Genomic DNA, 21,065 nt, shown 5'->3' on the forward strand with positions numbered 1-21,065 from the left:
GGAATTCAATTTTCCTGACCACCCGCACAGCAACGCAGGCTTGCGCCATGTGTCCGACACATCGTAACGTGCCTATATGCGGGTGGCAATCGCTAAAACACGTGGTTTAGCGGTTTAAATCAAACCTCCGGGAGACCCTGAAATCGCTCAGGCGCCGTGGCACTTCTTGTATTTTTTGCCACTGCCGCAGTGGCAAGGATCGTTGCGTCCGGGCACATCGGCGCGGCGCAAGGTCTCGACGCGCGGGCCTATGCCGCGCCAAATTTCACGCAGGTCATAGACCGACCAGACGGCATCGGCAAAGGCGTTGAGCCGGGCCGTACTCATGGATGGCGGACCGTCTTCGCTGAACGGCGACAGCTCGGGCTTGCCCTCGTCGTCTTCGGTCAGCGCAACAATGGCCTGCAGCGCCACGTCATGCCACTTGGCAGCCTTCTTGTCGCTGGGCTCGGCCCATTCGTCGGGCCATGCTTCGACGGCAAACATGAAGCCCAGCGCCCAGACCTGGCCGAAGGCCGGCAGGGCTTCATCGGACATTTCCGCACGCTCGGCATCCGACAACTCTGCCATCGCGCCGCGCACGTCCATGACTTCGGGGTGGTAGGCGTGCGTGTCTTCCAGTGATTCAATGGGCGTGTCCAGCGCGGTCTGTATCTCCGCCCAGCGCTGCTCCCAGATCTGCAGAAACTGGGCACGCTGGGCGGCGTCGGCAAAGGAGCCCCCCACCTCGGGCATTTGTTCGCCGTCTTGCACCACCTGGGGTGCGTCATCGGCCGCGTCGGCCACCGCCAGCAGCACGTCCAGGTACTCGGCCTGCGGGATGGGTCGGCGGCAGCAGATCAGCGCCGCCATGAAGCCTTCACAAAACTCCCATTGTGGGGTCTCGTCGTAACGGGTGCGCATATCGTCGAGGATGGCATCTACGGTGTCGAACTGGTCGGCGGTCACCCCACCTCCCGGTTCGGCCGGCAGATCGGAGGGGTCGCCAGCAGCGGCATCGGGGTGGTCTGGAGTGGGGTTCATAAGGTGTCTTCAGGGTGTGGGGGCGCAACACGGAACGGGTTTTTACCATTTTGCCTTGTTGCGTTTGCCTGCTATTGTCGGGTGATGCTGTACTACCTCAACACGATCTTCCCCGTGCGTTACACGGCCATGGGCCTGAGCTGCTTCGGGCTGTTGCTCAGCGTTTTCAGCCTGGTGGCGTTTGGCGTGGGCCTGCCGGCCTTCCTGCTGTTTGCCGCTCTGGTGGCTACCGGCGTATACGATTTGCGCCAGACCAAGCGCTCCATCCTGCGCAACTACCCCATCATTGGCCACCTGCGGTTCGCAATGGAGTTCATACGACCTGAAATACGCCAGTATTTCATCGAAAGCGACAACGATGCCAACCCGTTCTCACGTGCCCAGCGCTCGCTGGTCTACCAGCGCGCCAAGGGCGACCCCGACAAGCGCCCGTTTGGCACGCAGCTCGACGTGCACGCCGAGGGCTATGAGTGGATCAACCACTCGCTGGCCCCCACCCAGCTCACTACCCACGACTTTCGCATCACCATAGGCGAGGGCCGCGCCCAACCCTATAGCTGCAGTGTGTTCAACATCTCGGCCATGAGCTTCGGCGCCCTGAGTGCCAACGCCATCCAGGCACTGAACGCCGGCGCTAAGCGCGGTAGCTTTGCCCACGATACCGGCGAAGGCTCGATCTCCATCCACCACCGCAAGCACGGTGGTGACCTGATCTGGGAAGTGGCCTCGGGCTACTTTGGCTGCCGCAACGACGATGGCACGTTCAACGCCGACAAGTTTGCCGCCAACGCCTGCGATCCCCAGGTAAAGATGGTAGAAATAAAGCTCAGCCAGGGTGCCAAACCGGGCCACGGCGGCATGCTACCCGGCGCAAAAGTCACACCCGAAATCGCCGAGGCACGGGGCATACCCGTGGGCGTGGACTGCATATCACCGGCATCGCACAGCGCGTTTTCGACACCGATAGAAATGATGCAATTTGTGGAACGGCTGCGCGATTTGTCGGGCGGCAAGCCCACCGGAATCAAGCTGTGCATAGGCCACCCCTGGGAATGGTTTGCAATGGTCAAGGCCATGCTGGTCACCGGCATCACGCCGGACTTCATCGTGGTGGACGGCGCGGAGGGCGGCACCGGGGCCGCACCGGTCGAGTTCACCGACCATGTGGGCTCACCGCTGCAAGAAGGCCTGCTGCTGGTGCACAACACGCTGCGCGGTGTGGGCCTGCGCGACAAGATCAAAATCGGCTGCGCCGGCAAGGTGGTCACCGCGTTTGATATCGCCCGCATGATGGCGTTGGGCGCCGACTGGTGCAACAGCGCGCGGGGTTTCATGTTTTCGCTGGGCTGCTTGCAGGCCCAGACCTGCCATACGGGCCACTGCCCGACCGGCGTCACTACACAAGACCCGGTACGCCAACAGGCCCTGGTGGTGCCCGACAAGGCGACACGTGTCTACAACTTCCACCAACAGACGCTGTATGCGCTGCAAGAGCTGGTACAAGCCGCCGGCGTGAACCATCCGGCCGAAATCACGGCCCACCATATCGTGCGCCGCTCGGGAGACCACAAGGTGCAGTCGCTGGCCCAGTTGATACTGACGCAACTGCCCGACCGGGCGCTGCTAGAAAGTGATCTGCAGGCCCTGCCCATCATCTACCGCCAGACCTGGCCGCTGGCCGTGGCGCAGACCTTTCTGCTGCAGAGCGAGCCGCTGCAGGCGCTGCCGGTCTAAAGCCCCGCTGCCACCGGTGTCACAGCCGGTATCGCAGCTGCTACATTTTCAATAGCACACTGTGCTTGTGCGCCGAGGGCTAGAAGCCTTTTTTTCATACAGAGCACGGCGTTGTCCTTGCTCAGCACCAAGGCCTTGTGCGCCACTGCCAGGTCTATGAATTTCTGGTCGTCCGGGTCTTTGCAGACGATGGGAGCCTTGACGGCCACCGCCACTGTCTGAACCAAGGTGTCGAAGTGCTTCAGCACATCGGCCGCCTGCAGCTGGTAAAAAGCGAGGCGTTTGGCGATCTTGGGATATGCCAGCACGCGCTCCAGCTCTTCGCGCATGGGGGCGGTGGCAATCCATTGCAGCGTGCCAGCATCCAGCGCTGCCCGCAGCGGTTTGGCGGCGGGGTCATTGAAGACGAAGGTATCGAGGACGATGTTGGTGTCCAGGATGACCGTGCGGAGGTCAGCCTGCATTTTTGCGAGCTGTGCCTTTGATCATGTCGAACTTGAACATGCGGCATTCAATGGGGCCATTCCACATCGGCACGCGGCGGGATTCTTTGAGGCGCATCTTGCTGGGTAGCTTCAGGTCCGGCGTCAAAATCCAGCCGGTCCAGCCGCTGAAATTCTTCTTCCAGTGCGTGGCCAGCTGGCTGAAGAATTCGCCGCCGTCTTCGGTCACCGCCTCCTCACGCCCGCCACTCTGCGCTTCGTAATCGGGCAGCGGCGCATCGTTGCGATCACCGCGATTTGGCGCACCGGAGCGCCGTGCACCTGCACCGCTGACACCAGCCACCGCGATACGGTCGCCGTAGGGCGGATTTAGCAACAGCACCCCAGGTACGTCAGTGGGCGGCATGCGCTGCAGCGCATCGCCGCCACGGAATTCAATGACATCGGCCACGCCCGCACGTTCGGCATTGCGCTGTGCAAAGTCGACCATGCGGTGAGCCACATCGCTGCCGTAGATCAGCGCTCTCTGGCCAGGCTCAGGTTTGACCACCGCCGCTGCGGCCTCGGCCTTAATGCCATCCCAGACGTGCTGCTGAAACGGGATGTATTTCTCGAACGCAAAGCGGCGCAGACTGCCCGGTGCGATATTGCAGGCGATTTGGGCCGCCTCGATGGCGATGGTGCCGCTTCCGCAGCAGGGGTCGTACAGCGGCAACAAGTCCTCGTCACCATCGGCCCAGCCACTGGCGGCAATCATGGCCGCCGCGAGTGTTTCTTTCAGGGGCGCCTCGCCCTTGTCTTCGCGCCAGCCGCGCTTGAACAGCGGCTCGCCGGAAGTGTCGATGTACAGCGAGCAGGTGTCGGTGGTCAGATGGGCGTAGATGCGCACATCGGGCCACTGCGTGTTGACGTCAGGGCGCACGCCGTGGGCCTTGTCGCGGAAGCGGTCGCAGACGGCGTCCTTGATCTTCAGCCCGGCAAAGTTCAGGGACGTGAGTGGGCTGTGCTGCGCCGTCACTTCGACCTTGATGGATTGCTTGGGTGTGAACCAGATCTCCCACGCCACCTCGCTAGCGGCGCGGTACAGATCCTGCTCACTGCGGTAGTCGGTGTATGACAGCTGCACCAGCACACGCTGCGCCAGGCGGCTGTGCAAGTTGAGCCGCATCGCATCGCGCCACGACGCACGCGCCATGACGCCACCGCGGCGGGTCAGCAGGTCTTCGCCCATCAAGCCGGTCAGGTCATGGACCTCATGGGCAAGCAAGTCTTCTACGCCGGCGGCGCAGGGGAGGAAAATTTGGAGTGAGTTCATGGCACGGACGTCTTACTATGTTTTTTGGGGTTGTTTGCGTTGGTTGAACGAGGGCCAACGCCCTACTTGCCCATCAGACCTTGCACATCAGTCACCAGGCTTTGGACCAAGGTGCACATCTCATCCACCGTGGCTGCTTCCACCTCCAGATAGCCTTCATACTCAGCGAGATTACGCTTCTGGTGCGCGGCATCCAACACCCGCCAGCGGCTGGCGGGCCAGCACACCGTGTGTGTCAGGCATTGAAAGACGGTAAAGCGATTTTCGCTACGGTAGCCATGCCAGCGCAGTGCTGCCAAAGCGGCTGCGTGGGCCGCGTTGTAGACGCTGGTAAATCGCCCCTCCAGCGACAAACTATCCAACCGAGCGTCGTCCAGTCGCGTCTGCGCCATGGCGATCATACGGGTAGCTTCCTGGACGTTGCGCGGCTCGGCTTTAAGTTGGCCGATGCGCACCAAGTTATCCAATTCAGGCAGACTCACTGGCATCTCCCATCAGCAACAACGTGGGTTGCGACAACACACGGTTGACAAAAGAATCGGGTTCGGCCCGCTTACGCGCAAACTCCTGGGGCGAGTAGCAGCTGGGATTGACCTTCCGACCCAATTGGGCCTCGGCCGGCTCCAGCGCAGCCAAAACCTGGCTAAGCGACAGGTCATCGCCCACCAGCATGACATCAATGTCACTGCGGGCCGTGTCGGTCCGTTTGGCCACCGAGCCATAGACCCAGCCAGATCGCAAATGGGGTCGCAAGGCCTGCAAGGCATTGCGCAATACCGGCACCGTGCCGAGTGTCTTGCGGGTCAGGGACACCAACTCAGCATACACGGGCGATTGGGTGTTGGCGTGAAACCGGCGCAAGTTGCCAACCGTTTGTGTATCGACCAAACCCGCTGTGGCCAGGCGGTTGAGCTCTCGCTGCAACGAGGCGCTACCCAACCCCGTCAAGCGGCGCAACTCATTGAGATGGTAGGAACGCTCAGGCTGGCCAAAAAGCCAGCTAAACAGGCGTGATTGGCTATCGGTGAAAATGGCGCTGCCGATGCTCATGCCAAATATTAGCACAATCAAGCTATTTATTGGCACAGCATCCGCTAATGCGCTGCACTACAGCGCCTTGCGCAGCGAAGCGGGGGCAATCTTCAACCCCTCGCGGTATTTGGCCACGGTGCGGCGGGCGCATTCGATGCCCTGCTCTTTCAGCATTTCGGAAATCTGGTTGTCGCTGAGCGGCTTCTTGTCGCTCTCGGCACTGATGAACTGCTTGATCAGCGCGCGCACCGCGGTGCTGGATGCATTGCCGCCAGACTCTGTGCCCAGGCCGGATCCGAAGAAGTACTTCAGCTCAAACGTACCAAACGGCGTGGCCATGTACTTGGCGGTGGTGACGCGGCTGATCGTGGATTCGTGCAGGCCCAGCTCATCGGCGATCTCGCGCAAGACGAGGGGGCGCATGGCCAGCTCGCCGTGCGTGAAAAAGCTTTTTTGCCGGTCGACGATGGCCGTGCTGACGCGCAAGATGGTGTCAAAGCGCTGCTGGATGTTCTTGATGAACCAGCGGGCCTCTTGCAGGCGTTGCTGCAGACCGGCATAACTGACGCTATCCTTGCCACCGCGGTGGTTGCGCAGCACATTGGCATAAATGTCGTGCACGCGCAGCTTGGGCATGACCTCGGGGTTCAGCATCACGCGGAACTGCGGGTTAATGCCGGCGCGCACTTTGCCCACGGGTACAACCAGCACGTCGGGCACGACGATGTTGCGCTCCACATCGACAAAGCGGCGGCCGGGTTTGGGCTCCAAGCGCGCAATCAGCGTAATGGCTTCACGCGTTTGCGCGTCGGTGCCACCGCAGCGTTGTACTAAATTTTTGACATCGCGACGCGCCAGCAAATCCATGGGTTGGCCGCAGATGCGTAGAGCCAGCGTCAGCAGCGTCGCGTATTCGGGCTCGGGCGGGTCCAGTGCGTCGTCCAGTTTGGCGCGCAGTTGCAGGCGCAGGCATTCACCCAGGTCGCGCGCGCCGACGCCCGCAGGCTCCAGGCTGTGCAGCAAACCCAGCGCCACGGTGAAATGGTGCACCAGGTCTTCGGCTTGTTCCTCGTCATCACCGGCCAGGCCGCGGGCCAGGCTGTCCAGCGGGTCTTCCAGGTAGCCTTCGTCGTTCAGCGACTCGATCAAAAAGCGCAGCGCACTGGCGTCAAGCTCGCCCAGGCGCAGGCTCAGCGCCTGGCGGTGCAGGAAGGATTGCAGGGATTCCTGCGTGCGGGCCAGTTCGGTGGCATCGGTGTCTTCGCCGTCGCCCAGGTTGTTGGCTTTCGCCTTGGCGTCTGTACCCCATTCGCCGTCGTCGGGCACCAGTTCGGTCGTGCCGTCGCCGTCCCAGTTGGGCTCGTCGTCGTTACCGCCCAGCGGCGTGGTGTCTTCGTCTTTTGTACTGCTAGCCCCCGCGGAGTCTGCATAGTCTGCTATCGAAGCAGGAGCAGCCTCGAATTCGCGCTCGCCTGCGCTGACCGGCGTATCGGCCTGGGCCAGCCCAAAATCCTCGCGCACGGCCTCGTCCTGGGTCATCTCCAGGAACGGGTTTTCGTCCAGCATTTGCTCCACTTCCTGGCTGAGTTCCAGTGTGGACAGTTGCAGCAACCGGATGGACTGCTGCAACTGTGGCGTCAGCGCCAGATGCTGCGAGACGCGTAGGGACAGCCCTTGTTTCATACGGAGGCCATCTAGATTTACATTTTGAAGTGTTCGCCAAGGTACACGCGGCGCACATCGGCGTTGGCGACGATCTCGGCGGGGGTGCCTTGGGCCAGCACCGTGCCATCGCTGATGATGTAGGCGTGGTCGCAGATACCCAGCGTCTCCCGTACGTTGTGGTCGGTGATCAGCACGCCAATGCCACGGGACTTCAGGAAATTGATGATGCGCTGGATCTCGATGACCGCGATCGGGTCGATGCCGGCAAAGGGCTCGTCCAGCAGGATGAAACGCGGCCGCGTAGCCAGCGCACGGGCGATCTCGACGCGGCGGCGCTCGCCGCCCGACAGTGCCAGCGCCGGTGATTCGCGCAGATGCTCTACGCGCAGATCCTGCAGCAGTGCAGTCAGGCGCCGTTCTATTTCGACATGGCCCAGCAGCTTGCCGGCGTCGTCGTGCTGCAATTCCAGCACGGCGCGCACGTTGTCCTCAACGTTGAGCTTGCGGAAGATTGATGCCTCTTGCGGCAAATATCCCAGCCCCAGGCGCGCGCGGCGGTGGATGGGCATGTGTTCGATCGAATGGCCGTCTATCGTAATGTCGCCGGCGCTGGCGCGCAGCAGCCCGACGATGATGTAGAACGACGTGGTCTTGCCGGCACCGTTGGGTCCCAACAGTCCCACGACCTCCCCCGTGCGCACGGTCAGCGACACGTCTTTGACGACCTGGCGCTTGCCATAGGCCTTCTGGATATGGCTGACTTCGAGCCGGCCTATCGCGGAATCCGGGCCGTTGCTGTTGGTGCTATTGTCGGGCGCTGCCGCTGCCACCTCGCTCACTGGGGGGTACTCCCCAGCGTCGGTGTGGCGCGCAGGCTGGGGCCGGGCTGGCTTGCGGCCTTGCTGACCAGCGGTGCGGAAGCCCCGGCTTCGGGCTTGGGCGTCAGTATGGCCCGCACGCGGCCACTGCCGGGGACCGGCGTGCCAGCAGGGCCTACACCGGGTGCACCGCCGTCCACACTGAATTTGTCGGTCAGGTTCTCGTAGACGATCACAGCGCCGGATATCTCGTCGGCCAGAACATCGCCCCGCAAGCGGCGCAGTTTGGCTTTACCGGTAAATTTCATGACGTCGATGCTGCCGTCGTAGTCGATCCGCTCGCTTTCGACCTCAATGTATTCGTCTACCGCTTCGCGTTTTTGTCTGAAAAACGCCGGCTTGTCGGGCGTGCCGGTGATGACACTGAACTGGTAGCCGTCCGCTCCCTCGCGTACGACAAAACGGGAGGAACGGACCAGGATCGTGCCCTTGGTCATCTCGACATTCCCTTCAAGAACGGTGAGCTGCTTGACGTTGTCGATGCGCATGCTCTCTGCCGCGAAAGCCATCGGTTTTTTCTGGTCGGCCCTTTCTGCCCACACTGGCGAAGCCGACAACGCGGTAACAACCAGCGGCAACAGGAATAGGTATAAAGATGTTTTTTTCATAAAGGCACGGAACTTGCTCAGCGGGAGCATCGGCGATTGTACTGAGCGCGCGCCGCCTGCAGCGTCCACCTAGCAAAAAGCTTGTAATTTGCTACATTTTTAATAGCTGGCTACGCACATAGCACGAGGGCTACAGGCATTTTTTTACCACTGATAACTTTCCCCCGCGCGCACCCCACTTTATCGCTAAAACTCGCCCGCCTTGGTACTCCGCGCCACGTTGACCGGTCTACGCGGCCCCTAGAATGGTCCAGGTATTACTGGAGACAGCGTATGTTCGAATCCGCAGAAATTGGCCACAAACTCGACAAGGCCGCGTTCAAGGCCGCCGTGCCCGCACTAAGGGCCGCACTATTGGAAGCGCAGGTCGACCTGCACGAGGGCAAGAAGATACCCGTCGTCGTACTGATCAGCGGGCAGGACGGTGCCGGCAAGGGCGAAACCATCAACGTGCTGTACGAATGGATGGACGCGCGCTTTCTGTCCACGCTGGCCTTCTCGCAGCCCAGCGACGAAGAGCGCGAGCGTCCGCCCATGTGGCGCTACTGGCGCGCCTTGCCCCCCAAGGGGCGCATTGGAGTCTTCGCTGGTTCCTGGTATTCCGAACCGATACGCCAGCGGATTGAGGACGAAATTTCTCTGAAGGAACTGGACGCCAAGGCCGACCAGATCAACCGCTTTGAAGCCATGCTGGTCGGTGAAGGCGCGCTGGTGCTGAAGTTTTGGCTGCATCTGACCAAGGAAGGCCAGGTCAAACGCTTGAAAGCACTGGAAAAAGACCCGCTTACTGCCTGGCGGGTAACGCAGTGGAACTGGGACCGACTCAAGACCTACGACAAGCTGCAAGACGTGGCCGGCCACCTGCTACGTGTGACCAACACCCCGTGGGCTCCGTGGATGGTGATTGAAGGCACGGACGACCGCTACCGCTCGGTGACCGTGGCGCAGATGCTGCTGCAGGCCCTGCAGAAAAAGCTCGCCAGCACTGATGAGCAGGACGCCCCCGTAGCGCCGCTGGTGCGCGTGGACACGGATGGGCGCACGGTGCTGACGGCATTGGATTTGCATCTGCACCTGGAAGAAAAGGCCTATGAGGACGCGCTGGCCCACTGGCAGGGCCGGCTGGCAGAGCTGATGCGCGATCCGCGCTTCCTGGGCCGATCGCTGGTGTGTGCGTTTGAAGGGGCGGACGCCGCCGGCAAAGGCGGTGCGATCCGCCGCATCACCGCCGCGCTGGATGCCCGCCAGTACCAGGTAATACCGGTCGCTGCGCCAACCGAAGAAGAGCGTGCCCAGCCCTACCTGTGGCGCTTTTGGCGCCATGTTCCGCGCCAGGGCCGGGTCGCCATCTTTGACCGCACCTGGTACGGCCGCGTGCTGGTGGAGCGCGTCGAAGGCTTTTGCAGCGAGAACGACTGGTTGCGCGCATATACCGAGATCAACGACTTCGAGCACGAGTTGGCCGCGTCCGGCGCGATCGTCGTCAAGTTCTGGCTGCAGATCAGCCAGCAGGAGCAGCTGAAACGCTTCAAGGCGCGTGAGCAGATCGCGTTCAAGCGCTTCAAGATCACCGAGGAAGACTGGCGCAACCGCAAGAAATGGGATGCCTACCAGCAGGCCGTGTGCGACATGGTGGAGCGCACCAGCACCGGCAACGCGCCGTGGACGCTGGTGGAGGCCAACGACAAGAACTACGCCCGCATTAAGATTTTGCAGACGCTGTGTGAACGGGTGGAGGCGGAACTGGAAGGGCGTAGTGCAGAGGGTTCACCGGCACGCCCCAAGAAAGACAAGAAGTCCAAAAAGTCCAGGGACAGTGACAAGCCCCACAAGGCAGCCAAACGCAAGAAGGGGTAGGAGGCTGGGCGGCAGAGCGCTCTGCTCCGTGTCCCCCGCCCGCTCTGCGGGCTCCTCCTTTTACCTGCGCAGAACGCCCTGCCGCCCAGCCTCTTCTCAGCGCGACGGGCGTGCACCAGACAGGGTGGGCAGATCCACGCGCACTTCCAGTCCTGGCTGGGCATTGCGCAACTCCAGCCGCCCACCATGGGCCTGAGCGACCAACCTGCACAGGTACAAGCCCAGGCCAACGCCCCCCGCAGCCCGCCCCCGCGCAGAGTCGAGTCGGTAGAAGGGTTCGGCCAGATGGGGCAAGGTTTCCTCGTCGACGCCAACTCCATAGTCGCGCACGGCGATGCGGACGCCTTGGTCACCCGCATCAGCGTTGACCTGCAAGCGGACCATTGGGGGTTGCACGGCATCTGCGCTGTGTCGCAGCGCGTTGTCCAGCAGGTTGCGCAGCATCAGGCGCATGCGGGTGCGGTCCAGTTGCAGCAGCGGCAGATCGGGTGCCAATTCCAATACCACTGCAGATGCTGCTGCGGTATCCGGCACCGCGGCCTGGGCTACCTCCCGGACCAGTTCCGCCAGATCGACAGACTCCAGTTGCAGCGCGGCGTGGCCCTGGCCCAGGCGCTCACTTTCCAGCAGGTCAGTGACCAAGTCGCGCATCTCGCCCAGGTCGCGCAACAACGCCTCGCGACGCGCGGCTACGTCACCCACCTCGGGCAGCAATTCGGTGTTCAGGCGCGCGCGGGTCAGCGGGCTGCGCAGCTCGTGGCTGATGGCCAGCAGCAGGCCGCGCTTGGCCTCCAGCATCTGGTGGATGCTGCGGGCCATCGTGTTGACATCGGTGGCCAGCTGGCCCAGTTCGTCGCGCCGGCGAATCGGGATGGGTTGGTCGAAGTCGCCGCTGCCAAAACGTTGTGCACCGATGCGTATGTCGTCCAGCGGTCGCAGCAGGCGGCGTATGTAGCCGTAGGCTAAGGCAGTCAGCGCCAAAATACCGGCCAACGTCATCCAACCTACCCGGTGCGGCTGGTTCTCCCACGCGGCCACGCTGACGCCCAGGTCTATGCGGTGGCCATCAGCCGTGGTGCGGGACAGCAGGCGGGGCGGGCCGTCCTGCCAATCGTCAGGGGCCACACGGTGGTGGTGGGCAATGGTGTCGGATTGCGGCTTGCTGCGCCAGTTCACCACCGGGCCGGAGATGCTCACGCTAACAGGCAAGCGCTGGGTCAGTGCCTGCGCCCGTTCAATGCTGGGCGGGTTGCCGATCTCGGCAGCCAGGCGGTCCACGTAGTCACTGACCAGCGGGCGGGCCGCCACGCGCCAACCCACGCTCAGCGCTTTTTGCATGCCAAAGGTGAACGTGGTGGCCAGCGCGACGGCCAACAGCAGAAAAACCGCTACCAACCGCACCCGCAGCGAATGCCCCAGCGCATGGCGCGCCCGGCGGTGCCAGGGGCGGTGCCGCGGGCTAAACATAGGGTGGCGCTGGCTTGCGTGGGCGCAGTGCCAGCGCGTAGCCGGCATTGCGCAGCGTCTTGATCGCGTCCAGCGGCTCCAGCTTTTTGCGCAGCCGGCTGACCACAATATCCACCGCGCGGGTGAACAGGTCGGCGTCATGGCCGCGCAGCTGGTTCAGGATGTCGTCGCGGTGGAATACGCGGCCGGGCTCCCGCGCCAGCAGGTGCAGCAGATCGAACTCGGTGCTGGTCAGTTCCACATCCAGGTCCAGGCATTGCACGCTGCGGGTGGTGGCATCTACAGTCAGGCCTTCAAAGTGCAGGCGGCCATCGGCGGGTGGCTCGGCATGCTGCACCGACGGGGTACCACGGGCCTGGCGGCGGCGCAACACAGTTTGCAACCGCGCCACCAGTTCGCGTGGCTCAAAGGGCTTGGGCAGGTAGTCGTCAGCCCCCAGCTCCAGGCCCACAACACGGTCCATGACGTCACCGCGCGCGGTCAACATGATCAGCGGGATATCACTCTCCTTGCGTATTCTGCGGCATAGCTCAAAGCCATCCATCTCCGGCAGCATCACGTCCAGAATGGCGGCGTCGAAGCCGCCCTGGCGCAGCTGGGCCAGCCCCGCGCTGGGAAGCGTGGCATGGCTCAACTGCATCTCAAAGCGGGCTACATAAGCGGCCAGGGGTTCGCCCAGTTGCTCGTCGTCGTCAATCAGCAGGATGCGCATCGTCGTCATGCGTCGATTGTCACACTGGCTTGGTGGCGCAGCAGCCGACGCAGGCGTTGCTGGCGCGGGGCCGGCAAACGGTCAAAGCTGTCGGCTGCCTGCGCCAGCGCGCACTGCAGGCCGGATTGGTCCTGGCTTGCGGACTGGGCCAGGTGCTGGGCATGCTCCCGGTCAAACCGGGGGCCCCAGACCAGGGCCAGCAGCTCGGCGGCAGGCTCGCTGGTGGATGCCAGCAGCGCCGGGCCGTGGGCGCGCACGCTGGCAAAGAGCACGTGTATGGCTTGCATGGCATCGCTCCCCGCTGTGCATCAACTGCGGTGCCACCAGCCGTGGCGGCCTTTTTGCATGGCCTCGCGCACTTTGGTCTGCTGTACCGGCGTCAGGCTGTCGTAGAAATCAGCCATGGCGGCGATGACCTCAGGGCCCTTGCTGGTGATAGCGGCGGTCTTCTCGGACAGCAGGGTCTGGGCGCGGCCGCGGTCAAACTTATCGCCCGCCACCAGGGCCTGCACCTCGGCCTGCGGGTCACTGGTCTTGCCGACCAGGGCGGCGCGCTGCTCTTGCAGCTTATCGGCCAGCACGTTCAGGCGCTGCTTCTGGTCGGCAGTCAGGTCCAGCTTGCCGGCGACGCGCTCAATAATCTTGCCGCGCATCTGGGCAGGGTCTTCGGCGCTTGTGGCGCTGCCGAAAGCGTGGCGGTTGTGGCTGCAGGCCGAGAGGCCACCCACCAGAATGCTGGCGCCGACCAGGGAATAGAGGCTGCGTTTGATCCAGGATTTCATTGAATTTTCCTTTGAAGGAGTGTGTTGAACAGGCCTTGATAGTGCCGGGGCACGGGGGCCGTGTCCTGTCGGCAGGGTATCGGTTTGTTTCAATATTTTTCAGTGCTGGACCCAGTTTGCGGCACACTGTCGGGTGAACGGTTTACGCCACGCAGACGAATGCGCTCACCCTCGCCCCGCCACACACCACCATGACCTGGTTCAAAGATTTCGAAGCCCGCACCTTTGTAGCCAACGGTGTGGATATTTTCTTCCGTTGCGGCGGCAACCCCCAAAAGCCGGCCCTGGTGCTGCTGCACGGCTTTCCACAGACGCATGTGATGTGGCACCGCGTGGCGCAACGGCTGCTTAACGGCTACTTTTTGGTGCTGCCCGACGTACGTGGCTACGGCGATTCTTCGCATGTCCCGGGCGTGGGGGACCACAGCAACTACAGCAAGCGCGCGATGGCAGCGGACGTGGTTGCGATCGCCGACGCACTGCGGTTAGACGCATTCTTCCTGTGCGGCCACGACCGTGGCGGCCGGGTGGCGCACCGCCTGGCGCTGGACCATGCAAGCCGGGTTCGCAAACTGTGTGTCATCGACATTGCGCCCACGCTGGACATGTACGCCAGCACCAACATGGAGTTTGCGCGCGCCTACTACCACTGGTTCCACCTGATACAGCCCAGCCCGCTGCCTGAGGACATGATTGGCGGAAACGCCAAGGCCTATCTGCACCACAAGCTGGGCGGCTGGGGCTCCGGCGGCCTGTCCCACATTGAACCGCAGGCACTGGCCGAATATGAGCGCAGTTTCTGCAGGCCAGAAGCCATCCACAGCGCATGTGAAGACTACCGTGCCAGCGCTGGCATAGACCTGGAGCATGACCGCGCCAGCCGCACGCGTGGCGAAAAAATCACTTGCGATACCTTGGTGTTATGGGGTGCACGCGGTGTGGTGCAGCGGCTGTTCAAGCCTATGGGCCTGTGGCAGGCCCAGTGCAGTGCCACCGTGGAGGGGCAAGCCCTACCTGCCGGGCATTTCATTCCCGAGGAGCTACCGGAGCCGACGGCGGACGCCTTGCGCAGCTTCATGCGCTAAAGCGTCGTGAACCGGTTTTAGCGCTTGGTGCGAACTTCGGCGATGAGGCTTTCAGTCACCTGGAGGGCACGCTCCATGTTGCCAGCCATCGAACCGTCGGTATAAAAGCGGCCGGCAATACCCAAAGCGGGCACGCCTTCGACCCGGTAGGCGTTTTGCAACTGGGTTGCGCGTGTGGCCTTGGTCTGCACCGTGAACGAGTTGTACTGCTCCAGAAACTTGGCCTTGTCGACACCTTGTTTACTGACCCATTCGGCAATGGCTTCGCCGGTATCGAGTTTCAGCTTTTCGACATGGATGGCGTGGAACACCTTGGCATGGAGCTTTTCCACCAGACCCAAAGCCTCCAGCGCCAAGGCCAGGCGCTGCTGCGGCACAAAGCTGTCCTGGAAGGCTACGTGCGAGCGGCGGAAGACGACATCTTTGGGCACGGTCTTGATCCAGTTGGCCAGTGTGGGCTCGAACGCATTGCAGTGCGGGCAGCTGTACCAAAAGAACTCCACCACTTCAATCTTCCCGGCAGGTGCCTCGACGGGCGCCTTCGCGTCCAGCACATGGTATTCCTTGCCGGCAGTGAATCGGGCTTGCGCATGGGCCAGCGGCGACCACAGTGCGGACGACGCCAGCGCAGCACCTGCGGCCACTTGGGAAAATTCACGACGTTTGATATTCATGCAAAAGCCACTCCAAAAAATGTGTCTATGTGATTGCTGGATAGCTGGATAAGTTCCCGCGCACGGAAAGTGGCGCCTGCTCAGCGCTGGACGCGCACCAGCGAGGTCTCCAGGCCTGCCTTCTCCAACTTTTCCTTGTTCCGCTCCGCATCTTCCTTGGTCTCAAAGGGCCCGGTGCGCACGCGGAACACCACACGGCCGGACTGCTCCCGCTCGGTGATCTTGGTGTCTATGCCGCTCAACGACAGCTTGGCCCTATGGGCCTCGGCGTCTTCCGCCGTACGGAAGGCCCCCAGCTGCACAAAGAAAATGAAGGGTTCGGCAGCATTGCTGCTGCGGGCCGTCTTGGCCTTAGCCAGGTCACCCAGCGGGTCGGCGGAGACTGCGGGCTTGACTTCACCCTTCGCGTCAGGTTTGGCGTCAGGTTTTGCATCAGTCTTGGCAGTAGCCTTGGCGTCCGCAGATTTGGCTGGTACTGCCGCGCTGGCAGATGGTGTGCCGGCAACCGCCGGAGCAGCGGTCTTGGCCGGATTCTTGCCATACAGCGGCGCGTTCGGATCCCAATCCTTGTTCTTCTTTGCCTCGGCTTCGTCCTGGTCGGCCGAACGGCTCTGGCCCTTGTTCATGAAGGGCACCGGCACCTTGGTGACGTAGACCGCAACCGCTAATGCAGCGGCCAGCCCGACGACGACGCCGATGATGAATCCCAGGATGGTTCCGCCAAGTTGCTGCTTCATGCACTACCTTTTTTCTATCTAAACAGTGGAGGACAGAGATGAAGATCTGTCACGCAAGCCACCGAACGTGTCTTTACATTTTTTGCGGGGCGCTGACGCCCAGCACGGCCAAGCCATTGTGCAACACCTGCGCAGTAGCCGCGACCAGAGCCAGGCGTGCCAGCTTGATCGCTTCTTCGTCCACCAAAATGCGCTCGGCATCATAGTAGCTGTGGTAGCAGGCGGCCAGTTCGCGCAGGTAGAAGGTCACGTCATGTGGCGCTTCGTCATGAGCCGCGGCCGTCAACATCTCGGGGTATTTTGCCAACAGCAGCATCAGGGCCTGGGCCTGTGGGCTTTGCAGCGCCGACAGATCCACGTCCTTCAGGCTGGCCACATCACCACCCCAGGCTGCCAGCACCGAGCAGATGCGCGCATGGGCGTATTGCACGTAGTAAACGGGGTTGTCGTTGTTCTTGGCCACCGCCAGGTCTACGTCAAACGTGTATTCGGTGTCGGGCTTGCGGCTCAACAGGAAAAAGCGCACCGCGTCCTTGCTGGTCCACTCAATCAGATCACGTAGCGTCACATAGCTGCCAGCACGCTTGCTGATCTTGACCTCTTCACCACCCTTGACCACCCGCACCATGGTGTGCAGCACGTAATCGGGGTACCCCACTGGGATGCCCACGCCAGCCGCCTGCAAGCCGGCGCGCACGCGGGCGATGGTGCCGTGGTGGTCGGTACCCTGGATGTTGACGACCTTGGTAAAGCCGCGCTCCCACTTGGCAATGTGGTAGGCCACATCCGGCACAAAGTAGGTGTAGCTGCCGTCCTGCTTGCGCATGACGCGGTCCTTGTCGTCACCGTAGTCGGTGGATTTCAACCACAGCGCGCCGTCCTTGTCGTAGGTCTTGCCGTTGGCGACCAGCTTGGCCACCGTCTGGTCGACGCGGCCGCTGGTGTACAGGCTGGATTCCAGGTAGTACTCGTCAAACTTCAGGTTGAAGGCCTGCAGGTCCTTGTCCTGCTCGTGGCGCAAATAGGCTACGGCGAAGTTGCTGATGGACTGCAAATCATCAACATCACCACTGGCGGTGAAGCTGCGGTCATCGGCTGCAACGGTCTTTTTGGCCAGGAAATCGTCGGCAATGTCCTGGATGTAGTCTCCGTTGTAAAAGGCTTTGCTGGCGGGGTTATCAGGGTCAGTGGGCCAGCATTCGTCACCGGGCTTGAAGCCCTTGGCGCGAAGCTGCGTGCTGTTGGCCAGCGTCTGGATCTGCACACCGGCGTCGTTGTAATAGAACTCGCGGTGCACATTCCAACCCTGGGTCGCAAACAGGTTGCAAATGGCATCGCCCAGCGCTGCCTGGCGGCCGTGGCCCACGTGCAGCGGACCGGTGGGATTGGCCGACACAAACTCGACCAAGACGCGCTGGCAATTGCTGGCCTGGTAACCAAACTGGGCGCCCTGGCCCAACACCTCGCGCACGATTTCTTGCTTGCTCTCGGGCTTGAGGCGGATGTTGATGAAGCCGGGGCCGGCGATTTCGATCGCATCGACCCAGCGCTGGAACGCGGAGTGACTCAGCATCTCAGCCTTGAGGTTTTCTGCCAGTTGGCGGGGGTTCAGCTTGAGCGGCTTGGCCAACTGCATGGCCGCAGTAGTAGCCAAGTCACCATGGGCCGCTACCTTGGGCGACTCAAACGCCGCCTTGGCACCGCTCCCGGGGGAGAGTTTTTCGAGGGAAGCGGCCAGCGCCTCCAGAAGTTCATGTTTTACAGACAGCATGCCAGGATTTTACGGGGGCGGCTCAGGGCGCGGATTAGGGGGTCAGCCACATTGTCGTTTGGGGCGTTGTATGTTTGAATCCATCTGTGGATTTACCACCGCAACGGCGGCACCGCTGTCACTCAACTCATAGGACGAACATGAAAAAATTGCTTCCACTACTGGCTTTGGGTCTCTCTCTGTCGTTTGGCGCTGCTCACGCGGCCGATGCGCCAACGGCTCAGCAATCCAAGATGGGCACCTGCAACAAAGACGCAGGCGATAAGAAGGGTGATGAGCGAAAGACATTCATGAAGGAATGCCTGAGCGCCAAGACCGATGCCAAGAAGGCCCAGCAGGTAAAAATGAAAACCTGCAATGCAGACGCCAAAGGGATGAAGGGCGATGAGCGCAAGAAATTCATGAGCGATTGCCTGAAAAAATAAGTCAACACACCCGCTGAACCCGAGCCCGACCCGTTGCACTGGCCGGGCTTTTTATTGCGCCATACCAATCGCTGCCCGGTCAAAGTCGGCTGCGGGGACGGGCCGGGCAAAGAAGTAGCCTTGTCCTTGGACACAGCCCAGGTCCAGCAGGATCTGGCGCGTGGCATCGTCTTCTATGCCCTCGGCTGTGGTGCTGAGATTCAGGCTCTTGGCCATCTGGATGATGGCGGTCACGATGGCCCGGTCCTGCGGCCCCAGCAGCAGGCGCTTGACGAAAGACTGATCGATCTTCAGCTTATCCACGGCAAAGCGCTGGAGATAGGAGAGGTTGGAATAGCCGGTGCCAAAGTCATCAATCGATATCTTGACGCCCAGGGCCTTTAGCTGTTGCAGCGACGCGATGAACGTCTCGGTATCCTGCACCAAGGTGGACTCGGTGATTTCCAGTTCCAGGCATGCCGGGTTCAAGCCGGACTGGTGCAGTGCGTGGCCGACCACGGCTTCGATATTGCCTCTGCGGAACTGTACCGGCGACAGGTTGACCGCCATCACAAAGTTTTCATGCCCCTGCGCCTGCCAAGCCACCATCTGTCGGCAGGCCTCGCGCAGCACCCATTCCCCCATCTCCACGATCAGGCCTGATTTCTCCGCTGCCGGGATGAAGTCCCCCGGTGGCACCAGCCTGTGCGGCGTCTGCTGCCATCGGACCAACGCCTCGGCCCCCACCAACGCCCCCGTTGTCAAGTCCACGACTGGCTGGTAGTGCAGTACAAATTCGCTGCGCACGAGCGCAGTCCGCAAATCCGACAGTAGCAACAGATTGCTCTGGACCTTGGCGTTCATGGCCTGGTCAAAAAAGCGGTAGGCATTGCGGCCGGCTTCCTTGGCTTGGTACATGGCGATATCGGCCTCACGCAGCAGGGACTCGTAATCTGTCCCATCATCTGGAAACAGCGCAATGCCTATCGAGCATGAAGTGCTCACTTCGGCGTCCCCCAGTGCGATTGGACGGCCCAGGCTGGCCAGCACCGTGCCTGCGGCCTTGGACACGTCTTCCACATCACCGATATCCGTCAGGCCGATCACGAACTCGTCTCCGCCATGGCGCGCTACGACATCCGACTTGCGCACCGACGATGCGAGCCGCTGGGCGATCTGCTTGAGAAATTCGTCGCCAGTGGCATGTCCCAGCGAATCGTTGACCGCCTTGAAGTTGTCCATGTCGACAAACAACAACGCCACCCGAGTCTGGCGACGCGCGGCATGGGCGATGGCCTGTTGAACATGGTCGCGCCCCATGGACCGGTTGGGCAACCCGGTCAACGCATCGTGCTGCGACAGGTAGGCAAGCTGTTTTTGCGAGGCCGTGACTTTGACAACCTGCTCCTGCAGATATAGCAGCGCCTTGTGCATGTCGTTGACCACGGTCCACACAGCAAGCGCCCCCACGACCAGAATCATCGAGACGTCTCGCCACAACTCCACTGGATCCCTGGGCCGGTCGGGTGAGGCGCGCCAACCCATGACCGTGGCGACCGTCAATACCGCCAGCAGGGCCATCATGCAAGCCCACAAGATGAAATATCCGCGCTTGCCCACTAACAGCCCGGCCATGGTCAACAACACCGGAAAGGCCAGAATTGCCGCGTCTTTCAATCCATCGCCTATCCACATCAGGGCCGATGCCATTGCCGTCAATGAAGACAGCAACAACAACGTCGCGCGTGCCGTGTGCCCGACACGGTTGAGTACATAGCAAAGCCCCGCCATCGCAAGCCCGCCCAGCAGCGGCCAGACAGCAGCCCACCGCGCCTGGTAAATGAAAAAAGGCAGCGCCAAACCCAAGGCCACGGTGGCAATGGCCGATATCTGGGCCAAACGCAACGCGCGCATTGCCTGGGCGGTGTCCGGGGTTGGGTCGCTATGGTCTTGCATGGGTACGAAGTTCGCTGAGGGATCAGCCCAACGCTAGCAAAAACGAGGCCGCAATACCAGCAAACAGCGCTGCACCGACCCAATGGTTGGTGCGGAAAGCCTTGAAGCAGCCATCCCGCGTGCGCGCGCGGATCAAACCGTAGTGCCAGACCACCTGCACGCCCGCGACCGCGACACCCGACCACCAGGCCAGCGGCTGTACACGGGGCAGTACCACCCAAGACCAGAGCACCAGGTAAATGACATAAAACAGCATAACGGCTGGCACATCCCAACGCCCCAGCGTAATGGCCGAGGTCTTCATGCCGATACGCACATCATCGTCACGGTCCACCATGGCGTACTCGGTGTCATAGGCCAGCACCCAGAACAGATTGCCGACCAAGAGCAGCCAGGCCTCGGGCGGAACGCTGCCCTGGACAGTTGCCCAGCTGATGGAATCGCCTCCCAGCACGGCGGCAAACGCCATCGGAATGCCAAAGCTGAAGGCCACACCCAGAACCGCCTGCGGCATGGACACAAAACGCTTGGCGTAGGGGTAGACCAGCGCCACCCCCAAGGCGGCAAACGACCACAGTACGGTCGCAGTGTTGGTCGTCAGCACAAGACCAAAGGCCAGCAGAGCCAGCACGGCGCCCAGCAGCAGCGCCTCGCGCACCGATACCGCGCCACGGGTCACTGGCCGCTGCGCCGTGCGCTTGACGTGCTTGTCGAATTCGCGGTCAGCCACGTCGTTGATGCAGCACCCGGCACTGCGCATCAGTATGGTGCCCAGCGCAAACACGCTCAACAGATGCCAGCCCGGAAAGCCGCCCGCCGCCAGCCACAGCGCACTCAGCGTGGGCCACAGCAGCAGCAGCCAGCCCGCAGGGCGATCCCAGCGGATCAGCTGCAAGTACAGGGCAATTTTTTGACGAAGCAT

General features: G+C 62.0%; 21 protein-coding genes. 4 read left to right on the forward strand and 17 right to left on the reverse strand.

The features are described 5' to 3' along the window. Positions 1–147: 147 nt before the first annotated feature. A complete protein-coding gene (locus AC097P_RS00990) occupies positions 148–1,023 on the reverse strand; it encodes a UPF0149 family protein (protein WP_479608497.1) in 876 nt (291 codons plus the stop codon). Positions 1,024–1,107: 84 nt separating this feature from the next. Between AC097P_RS00990 and AC097P_RS00995 the strand changes: the two genes are divergently transcribed. Further along, the gene (locus AC097P_RS00995) at positions 1,108–2,757 is read left to right on the forward strand and encodes an FMN-binding glutamate synthase family protein (RefSeq protein WP_479608498.1); all 1,650 of its coding nucleotides are present in this window, start codon (positions 1,108–1,110) and stop codon (positions 2,755–2,757) included. On the opposite strand, the gene AC097P_RS01000 is transcribed toward AC097P_RS00995, so the two are convergent. The 7 genes from AC097P_RS01000 to lptA form a co-directional block, all read right to left on the reverse strand. Further along, entirely contained in the window at positions 2,754–3,221 is a 468-nt protein-coding gene (locus AC097P_RS01000; protein WP_479608499.1) for a putative toxin-antitoxin system toxin component, PIN family, read from the reverse strand. The two genes, AC097P_RS00995 and AC097P_RS01000, sit on opposite strands and share 4 nt — an antisense overlap. Further along, positions 3,211–4,515, reverse strand: a complete 1,305-nt coding sequence (locus AC097P_RS01005; protein ID WP_479608500.1) for a THUMP domain-containing class I SAM-dependent RNA methyltransferase — start codon at positions 4,513–4,515, stop codon at positions 3,211–3,213. Before AC097P_RS01005 ends, AC097P_RS01000 begins: the two co-directional genes overlap by 11 nt. 62 nt (positions 4,516–4,577) lie before the next feature. Further along, positions 4,578–4,997: a hypothetical protein gene (locus AC097P_RS01010; protein WP_479608501.1), complete on the reverse strand. Its 420-nt coding sequence runs from the start codon at positions 4,995–4,997 to the stop codon at positions 4,578–4,580. Beyond that, complete coding sequence (locus AC097P_RS01015; RefSeq protein ID WP_479608502.1) at positions 4,984–5,565, reverse strand: nucleotidyltransferase domain-containing protein; 582 nt, start codon at positions 5,563–5,565, stop codon at positions 4,984–4,986. Before AC097P_RS01015 ends, AC097P_RS01010 begins: the two co-directional genes overlap by 14 nt. A 57-nt stretch (positions 5,566–5,622) precedes the next feature. Further along, entirely contained in the window at positions 5,623–7,230 is a 1,608-nt protein-coding gene (rpoN, locus tag AC097P_RS01020; protein ID WP_479608503.1) for an RNA polymerase factor sigma-54, read from the reverse strand. A gap of 17 nt (positions 7,231–7,247) precedes the next feature. After that, complete coding sequence (gene lptB, locus AC097P_RS01025; protein WP_479609448.1) at positions 7,248–7,988, reverse strand: LPS export ABC transporter ATP-binding protein; 741 nt, start codon at positions 7,986–7,988, stop codon at positions 7,248–7,250. Positions 7,989–8,047: 59 nt separating this feature from the next. Beyond that, positions 8,048–8,698 carry a lipopolysaccharide transport periplasmic protein LptA gene (gene lptA / locus AC097P_RS01030; protein WP_479608504.1) on the reverse strand — a complete coding sequence of 217 codons (651 nt, stop codon included), beginning with the start codon at positions 8,696–8,698 and terminating at the stop codon, positions 8,048–8,050. A gap of 273 nt (positions 8,699–8,971) precedes the next feature. Here lptA and pap point away from each other — a divergent pair, with 273 nt between their 5' ends. Then, positions 8,972–10,555 (forward strand): polyphosphate:AMP phosphotransferase, encoded by a 1,584-nt coding sequence (gene pap / locus AC097P_RS01035; protein ID WP_479608505.1) that lies wholly within the window; start codon positions 8,972–8,974, stop codon positions 10,553–10,555. Between the two features lie 96 nt (positions 10,556–10,651). Here pap and AC097P_RS01040 read toward each other — a convergent pair whose 3' ends face one another. Genes AC097P_RS01040 through AC097P_RS01055 form a run of 4 tightly spaced genes read right to left on the reverse strand, consistent with a single transcriptional unit; the run spans position 10,652 to position 13,516 of the window. Further along, positions 10,652–12,022 (reverse strand): sensor histidine kinase, encoded by a 1,371-nt coding sequence (locus tag AC097P_RS01040; protein WP_479608506.1) that lies wholly within the window; start codon positions 12,020–12,022, stop codon positions 10,652–10,654. Further along, positions 12,015–12,743 carry a response regulator transcription factor gene (locus AC097P_RS01045; protein WP_479608507.1) on the reverse strand — a complete coding sequence of 243 codons (729 nt, stop codon included), beginning with the start codon at positions 12,741–12,743 and terminating at the stop codon, positions 12,015–12,017. The genes AC097P_RS01040 and AC097P_RS01045 overlap by 8 nt, the downstream gene beginning before the upstream one ends. Continuing rightward, complete coding sequence (locus tag AC097P_RS01050; RefSeq protein ID WP_479608508.1) at positions 12,740–13,021, reverse strand: hypothetical protein; 282 nt, start codon at positions 13,019–13,021, stop codon at positions 12,740–12,742. The genes AC097P_RS01045 and AC097P_RS01050 overlap by 4 nt, the downstream gene beginning before the upstream one ends. Positions 13,022–13,042: 21 nt before the next feature. Continuing rightward, a complete protein-coding gene (locus AC097P_RS01055; protein ID WP_479608509.1) occupies positions 13,043–13,516 on the reverse strand; it encodes a Spy/CpxP family protein refolding chaperone in 474 nt (157 codons plus the stop codon). A gap of 191 nt (positions 13,517–13,707) precedes the next feature. On the opposite strand from AC097P_RS01055, the gene AC097P_RS01060 reads away from it, so the two are divergent. Next, the gene (locus AC097P_RS01060) at positions 13,708–14,601 is read left to right on the forward strand and encodes an alpha/beta fold hydrolase (protein ID WP_479608510.1); all 894 of its coding nucleotides are present in this window, start codon (positions 13,708–13,710) and stop codon (positions 14,599–14,601) included. A gap of 17 nt (positions 14,602–14,618) precedes the next feature. On the opposite strand, the gene AC097P_RS01065 is transcribed toward AC097P_RS01060, so the two are convergent. The 3 genes from AC097P_RS01065 to argS all read right to left on the reverse strand — a co-directional run bounded on the left by AC097P_RS01065 (position 14,619) and on the right by argS (position 17,783). Further along, positions 14,619–15,269, reverse strand: a complete 651-nt coding sequence (locus AC097P_RS01065) for a thiol:disulfide interchange protein DsbA/DsbL (protein WP_479609449.1) — start codon at positions 15,267–15,269, stop codon at positions 14,619–14,621. A gap of 86 nt (positions 15,270–15,355) precedes the next feature. Further along, positions 15,356–16,012, reverse strand: a complete 657-nt coding sequence (locus AC097P_RS01070) for an SPOR domain-containing protein (RefSeq protein ID WP_479608511.1) — start codon at positions 16,010–16,012, stop codon at positions 15,356–15,358. Positions 16,013–16,085: 73 nt separating this feature from the next. Then, positions 16,086–17,783 carry an arginine--tRNA ligase gene (gene argS / locus AC097P_RS01075; protein ID WP_479608512.1) on the reverse strand — a complete coding sequence of 566 codons (1,698 nt, stop codon included), beginning with the start codon at positions 17,781–17,783 and terminating at the stop codon, positions 16,086–16,088. Between the two features lie 140 nt (positions 17,784–17,923). Here argS and AC097P_RS01080 point away from each other — a divergent pair, with 140 nt between their 5' ends. After that, positions 17,924–18,208: a PsiF family protein gene (locus AC097P_RS01080; protein WP_479608513.1), complete on the forward strand. Its 285-nt coding sequence runs from the start codon at positions 17,924–17,926 to the stop codon at positions 18,206–18,208. 51 nt (positions 18,209–18,259) lie between these two features. On the opposite strand, the gene AC097P_RS01085 is transcribed toward AC097P_RS01080, so the two are convergent. Next, on the reverse strand, positions 18,260–20,143 hold the full coding sequence (locus AC097P_RS01085) for a putative bifunctional diguanylate cyclase/phosphodiesterase (RefSeq protein ID WP_479608514.1): 1,884 nt from the start codon (positions 20,141–20,143) through the stop codon (positions 18,260–18,262). A 22-nt stretch (positions 20,144–20,165) separates the two neighbouring features. Then, on the reverse strand, positions 20,166–21,065 hold the full coding sequence (gene ubiA / locus AC097P_RS01090; RefSeq protein WP_479608515.1) for a 4-hydroxybenzoate octaprenyltransferase: 900 nt from the start codon (positions 21,063–21,065) through the stop codon (positions 20,166–20,168).

This window comes from Rhodoferax sp. ZS1R8 (assembly GCF_056521325.1).

What these genes read in the sequence shown, in the direction of transcription:
- AC097P_RS01070 (WP_479608511.1), bottom strand. Translation starts at nt 16,012, where the DNA reads ATGAAGCAGCAACTTGGCGGAACCATCCTGGGATTCATCATCGGCGTC.
- AC097P_RS01085 (WP_479608514.1), bottom strand. Translation starts at nt 20,143, where the DNA reads ATGCAAGACCATAGCGACCCAACCCCGGACACCGCCCAGGCAATGCGC.
- rpoN (WP_479608503.1), bottom strand. Translation starts at nt 7,230, where the DNA reads ATGAAACAAGGGCTGTCCCTACGCGTCTCGCAGCATCTGGCGCTGACG.
- ubiA (WP_479608515.1), bottom strand. Translation starts at nt 21,065, where the DNA reads ATGCTTCGTCAAAAAATTGCCCTGTACTTGCAGCTGATCCGCTGGGAT.
- AC097P_RS01055 (WP_479608509.1), bottom strand. Translation starts at nt 13,516, where the DNA reads ATGAAATCCTGGATCAAACGCAGCCTCTATTCCCTGGTCGGCGCCAGC.
- AC097P_RS00990 (WP_479608497.1), bottom strand. Translation starts at nt 1,023, where the DNA reads ATGAACCCCACTCCAGACCACCCCGATGCCGCTGCTGGCGACCCCTCC.
- AC097P_RS01015 (WP_479608502.1), bottom strand. Translation starts at nt 5,565, where the DNA reads ATGAGCATCGGCAGCGCCATTTTCACCGATAGCCAATCACGCCTGTTT.
- AC097P_RS01045 (WP_479608507.1), bottom strand. Translation starts at nt 12,743, where the DNA reads ATGACGACGATGCGCATCCTGCTGATTGACGACGACGAGCAACTGGGC.
- AC097P_RS00995 (WP_479608498.1), top strand. Translation starts at nt 1,108, where the DNA reads ATGCTGTACTACCTCAACACGATCTTCCCCGTGCGTTACACGGCCATG.
- AC097P_RS01040 (WP_479608506.1), bottom strand. Translation starts at nt 12,022, where the DNA reads ATGTTTAGCCCGCGGCACCGCCCCTGGCACCGCCGGGCGCGCCATGCG.
- AC097P_RS01005 (WP_479608500.1), bottom strand. Translation starts at nt 4,515, where the DNA reads ATGAACTCACTCCAAATTTTCCTCCCCTGCGCCGCCGGCGTAGAAGAC.
- lptA (WP_479608504.1), bottom strand. Translation starts at nt 8,698, where the DNA reads ATGAAAAAAACATCTTTATACCTATTCCTGTTGCCGCTGGTTGTTACC.
- AC097P_RS01080 (WP_479608513.1), top strand. Translation starts at nt 17,924, where the DNA reads ATGAAAAAATTGCTTCCACTACTGGCTTTGGGTCTCTCTCTGTCGTTT.
- AC097P_RS01060 (WP_479608510.1), top strand. Translation starts at nt 13,708, where the DNA reads ATGACCTGGTTCAAAGATTTCGAAGCCCGCACCTTTGTAGCCAACGGT.
- AC097P_RS01000 (WP_479608499.1), bottom strand. Translation starts at nt 3,221, where the DNA reads ATGCAGGCTGACCTCCGCACGGTCATCCTGGACACCAACATCGTCCTC.
- pap (WP_479608505.1), top strand. Translation starts at nt 8,972, where the DNA reads ATGTTCGAATCCGCAGAAATTGGCCACAAACTCGACAAGGCCGCGTTC.
- argS (WP_479608512.1), bottom strand. Translation starts at nt 17,783, where the DNA reads ATGCTGTCTGTAAAACATGAACTTCTGGAGGCGCTGGCCGCTTCCCTC.
- AC097P_RS01050 (WP_479608508.1), bottom strand. Translation starts at nt 13,021, where the DNA reads ATGCAAGCCATACACGTGCTCTTTGCCAGCGTGCGCGCCCACGGCCCG.